This window comes from Corynebacterium sp. HMSC058E07 (assembly GCF_001809885.1).
Lineage (GTDB): Bacteria > Actinomycetota > Actinomycetes > Mycobacteriales > Mycobacteriaceae > Corynebacterium > Corynebacterium macclintockiae.
The window spans coordinates 1-4,646 of sequence record NZ_KV799250.1 but is presented as its reverse complement, the minus strand read 5'-3'; the positions used below and the strand labels follow the sequence as shown (position 1 = coordinate 4,646).

Annotated in this window: 3 protein-coding genes, 2 tRNA genes and 1 pseudogene; 2 read left to right on the top strand and 4 right to left on the bottom strand. The window is 59.9% G+C overall.

What is annotated here, in order from left to right; genetic code table 11:
• A partial coding sequence (locus HMPREF2678_RS10445) for a site-specific integrase (RefSeq protein WP_371325826.1) occupies positions 1-348 on the top strand: 348 nt, incomplete at its 5' end.
• 91 nt (positions 349-439) lie between these two features.
• On the opposite strand, the gene HMPREF2678_RS01400 is transcribed toward HMPREF2678_RS10445, so the two are convergent.
• The 4 genes from HMPREF2678_RS01400 to gyrA form a co-directional block, all read right to left on the bottom strand.
• Positions 440-512 (bottom strand) — tRNA-Ala (locus HMPREF2678_RS01400).
• Between the two features lie 65 nt (positions 513-577).
• Positions 578-654 (bottom strand) — tRNA-Ile (locus HMPREF2678_RS01395).
• A gap of 104 nt (positions 655-758) precedes the next feature.
• Complete coding sequence (locus HMPREF2678_RS01390; RefSeq protein WP_070550582.1) at positions 759-1,394, bottom strand: DUF3566 domain-containing protein; 636 nt, start codon at positions 1,392-1,394, stop codon at positions 759-761.
• Positions 1,395-1,540: 146 nt separating this feature from the next.
• Positions 1,541-4,054, bottom strand: a complete 2,514-nt coding sequence (gyrA, locus tag HMPREF2678_RS01385) for a DNA gyrase subunit A (protein WP_034981386.1) — start codon at positions 4,052-4,054, stop codon at positions 1,541-1,543.
• A gap of 412 nt (positions 4,055-4,466) precedes the next feature.
• Between gyrA and HMPREF2678_RS10490 the strand changes: the two are divergent.
• Positions 4,467-4,646: pseudogene (locus HMPREF2678_RS10490) on the top strand (hypothetical protein); the annotation flags it as partial.

The window sequence follows — 4,646 nt, the reverse complement described above, 5'->3', positions numbered from 1 at the left end:
AACACCGAGTGCGGATGTTCAGAATTGTACCGACGCGATCACCAGTCAAGCATGACCCTGGCGTGGGTGAGGTCCTCAAAAAGATTATCCTCACGTAGCTCGTCGGGCATTCGATGGGCCGAAATGACCGCCTTGCGCATTGATTCCATTGATTTCGATACTCGCCGCTTCGATATTCACCGCACGGATGAACACGATGGTGGAAAGTACAAGGACGGCACTCCAAGAAAACCACAAACGGCGTACTGTACCTTTTCCGAGCACTCTCGTACCGGAGCTTCGAGAGTTGACGAAGAACAAAGCACCAGGAGATCGGGTCTTTCAATCAGACCGGAGAAAGCGGCGTAAAAGAATCCCCGTGTAAAACCAGTGTGAAACAAAACAGTCAGGGCTTTGCTAGGAGTGTTCCCGGCAAAGCCCTGACCTGCGTTTTTAGTTGTGGAGCATAGGAGAATCGAACTCCTGACCTTCTGCTTGCAAAGCAGATGCTCTACCAATTGAGCTAATGCCCCTTGACTATCGAACCAAGCTTCCGAAACTATATCAGACGCTCAAGTCTCTAGTGAAAAGTGTTCGATGGTGGGCCTAGGAGGACTTGAACCTCCGACCTCTTCGTTATCAGCGAAGCGCTCTAACCGCCTGAGCTATAGGCCCTCGAACGAGTAGAAACATTACCCACCATTCCAGCCAATCACCAAATCGCCTGGTTAGATGCGGTTTTTGTGGTTGGAAAGTGGGCGTCAGAAATACTAGAAAGACTAGCGATCCAGCTGGATGCGCACACCGCCAAGAATGCTGGACGACGCGTTGTAGATCAGCGCGGCAATGGGCGCAAGAAGGGTGAAGAGAACGACCTCGAAAAGACCCAAGGCAACAACACCACCGAAGTACATACCGGCAGAGAACCCGGAGGAGTTCGTGAGGTCACCGACAAGCGAATCCAGGCGATCCCACGTGCCCGCAGCGCCGAGGATGATGTAGATCAACGCCATTGCCACAAACCACACCGCAAACAGCGCCAGATTGAAGATCAGGGCCATCTTGAGGGCACTGATTGGCTCGATGTACGTGACGGTGCGCTGTACGCCTCGCTTGGCCGGGTTGCCGGACTTGGAGGGCTTGTCCGTGGTGCTCTTGTCCTGAGCGGCGTTCGCTGTGTTAACGGCGTTGCTTGCGGTGCCGGCGGTGCCGGCGGTGTCAGCCTGGGGCGCAGGCTGCGACGGCTGAGACTGTGCAGGCTGCGCAGGCTGAGCGACCTGCTGAGCCTTGGTAGTCTGCTCGGTCGCTGCTTTATCCGCGGGCTTACCGGCATTCTTGGCGTTACCGGAGTTCTTGGTATTGCCAGCCTTACCGGTATTGGGCTTGCCGGTCGGCGGGGGCGTTTTGTGCGTCATCGCATCTCCGTACTTGTTCGTACTCGTCGGTGCTTTTTTGTGCCTTATACGACAGTAGCCTAGCGGTATCGACCGCCAGGCTACTTAGAGTTAGGGATTACCCAACAGGCTTACTCGGCTTGTTCCGCCTGCTGGGCCTACCTGGACTACTTGGAATCTGCCTCTGCCTTCGCGGTGGCCTCGGCGGACTCTTCAGCCTCTTCCTCCACGTTGCGGTCCACGGCAACCAGCTCGTTGCCCTTGGCTAGATCCACCAGACGCACGCCCATGGTCGCGCGGCCACTGTTGCGGATCTGGCTGACTTCGGTGCGGATCACACCGCCGTTGGAGGTCATGGCCAGGATCTCGTCGTCGTTGTTAACCGTCAGCGCGCCGATCAGCTTGCCACGCTTCTTGTCGTACTTGAACGCAACCACTCCCAGGCCACCGCGGCCCTTCGTCGGGTACTCCTCCATCGGGGTGCGCTTGCCGTAGCCACCGGAGGTAGCCACGAAGAGGGACGAACCTTCCGACACGACCGTCAGGGCCAGCAGCTGGTCCTCTTCGCGGAAGCGCATGCCCTTCACACCAGCGGTGGCGCGACCCATCGGGCGCAGCGTTTCATCGTCAGCGGTGAAGCGCATGGCCTGACCCTCTTCGGAGACCAGCAGCAGGTCGTCCTCGGCGGTGCACAGCTGCGCACCGACCAGGCGGTCGCCTTCGTTGAGGTTGATGGCGATCAGGCCACCGGAACGGGCCGTATCGTAATCCGTCAGGCGGGACTTCTTCACGCGGCCATGCGCGGTAGCCAGCACCAGGTACGGGGCATCCTCGTAGGACTGGATCTGGATAACCTGGGCGATCTGCTCGCCCGGCTGGAACTCCAGCAAGTTAGCCACGTGCTGGCCACGAGCGGTGCGGGTGGCCTCCGGCAGCTCGAAGGCACGCAAGCGGTACACGCGACCGAAGTTGGTGAAGAACATGATGGTGTCGTGCGTAGAGCAGACGAAGAAGTGGCGCACCACATCGTCCTGCTTTAGCTCGGCGCCGCGCACGCCCTTGCCGCCACGGCGCTGGCTGCGGTAACTATCCACCTTCGTGCGCTTCGCGTAGCCCGTGGAAGTGATCGTCACGACCACGTTCTCGCGGGCAATCAGGTCTTCCTCGGATACGTCGCCGGAAGCGGCGATGATCTGGGTACGGCGCTCGTCACCGTACTTATCCACGATCTCTGCCAGCTCGGCGCGGACTATGTCGCGCTGGCGCTGCGGGGATTCCAGGATCGCCTTCAGATCAGCGATAGTCTCCTCCAGCTCTGCCAACTCGTCGATGATCTTCTGGCGCTCCATGGCGGCCAGGCGGCGCAGCTGCATGGCCAGGATGTGGTCGGCCTGAACCTCGTCGACATCCAGCAGGTCGATCAGGCCGGTGCGGGCCTCATCCACCGTCGGGGAGCGGCGGATAAGGGCGATGACCTCATCGAGCATGTCCAGTGCCTTCACCAGGCCACGCAGGATGTGGGCGCGCTTCTCGGCCTCATCCAGGCGGTACTGGGTACGGCGCACGATTACGTCGATCTGATGGTCCACGTAATGGCGCAGCATCTGGTCCAGGCGCAGGGTGCGCGGCACGCCGTCGACGATGGACAGCATGTTGGATCCGAAGCTGGTCTGCAGCTGGGAGTGCTTGTACAGGTTGTTCAGCACCACGCGCGGCACAGCGTCGCGCTTCAGGGTAATGACGATGCGCATACCCACGCGGTCGGAGGATTCGTCGTCGATCTTGGAGATGCCGGCGATCTTGCCATCGCGGATCTGCTCTGCGATCGAGGCCACCAGGTTGTCCGGGTTGACCTGGTACGGCAGCTCGGTGATGACGATGATCTGGCGGTTGCCCTCTTCCTCGATGCTGGTCACGCCACGCATGCGGATGGAGCCACGGCCGGTGCGGTAGGTGTCCTGAATACCCTTGTCGCCGACGATCAGGCCGGCGGTCGGGAAGTCCGGTCCCTTCACGCGCTCCATGCAGGCTTCCAACGCGTCGGCCTCTTCGGCCTCCGGGTTGTCGAGCAGCCAGTAGATGGCCGCCGCCAGCTCGTTCAGGTTGTGCGGCGGGATGTTCGTGGCCATACCCACGGCGATGCCGCCGGAGCCGTTCATCAACAGGTTCGGCACGCGGGACGGCAGTACGGTCGGCTCGGTAGTCTTGCCGTCGTAGTTGGGCTGGAACTCGACGGTGTTTTCGCGGATGTCGCGCACCATCTCCATCGCCAGGGGCGTCATGCGGCACTCGGTGTAACGCATGGCGGCCGCGCCGTCGTTGCCGCGGGAACCGAAGTTACCCTGGCCGTCGACCAGCGGGTATCGCATCGACCATGGCTGTGCCAGGCGCACGAGGGTGTCGTAGATCGCGCTGTCGCCGTGCGGGTGGTAGTTACCCATCGTGTCGGCGACGGGCTTGGCGGACTTCACGTAGCTGCGCTCGGGGCGGTAACCGTTGTCGAACATCGCGTAGAGGATGCGCCGGTGCACGGGCTTCAGACCGTCACGGACTTCGGGCAGGGCGCGTCCGACGATCACGCTCATGGCGTAGTCGATGTAGCTGGACTTCATTTCCTCCTGCAGATCGATGGGGGTAACCCGATCAAAGAGGTTGTCGCTACCGTTGTTGTCGTCGCTCACTGTTTTGAGAAGCCTTTCTGTTTAGCCTTCAGACCTATCCATTCTACCCCCTTGTTGCGGGTTTACTGTGCTTTGAAGGCTTTGGGACGCCACCTTTCCCGCCCCTCTAAGGGAATTCGAAACGCGAAACTCGGCACCGCTCGATCCATTTTTCTTCGCATGAATTCGCAGGTCACAACCGCTGCACCCCTATATGTGGGTATCCCTCTGGGGCTGATGTGAATCTTGCGCACAGCTGAAAAATGGCTTTGACCTCTTGATTTATCAATAAGTACCCAATAAATGCCCTGGACAGGCGTTTTTGTAATTTCTAACGCTGACAAACCAAAAAGCAGAGATTAGCTTAAGAATGTCCGACGTTTCACCTCGAAGCCAAATGGTTTGGCTACACACGAGAACACAGGAGAAAAACATGAAGCTGTCTAAGAAGATCACCGCTACCGCCGCTGCTACCGCTCTGGCTTCCGCAGCCCTGCTGACCCCGGTCGCTAACGCCGAGCCGACCTCCACCACCGACACCGCCACCCAGCCGACCGACACCGCCACCCAGCCGACCACCGCCACCACCACCCCGGCACCGTCCACCACCACC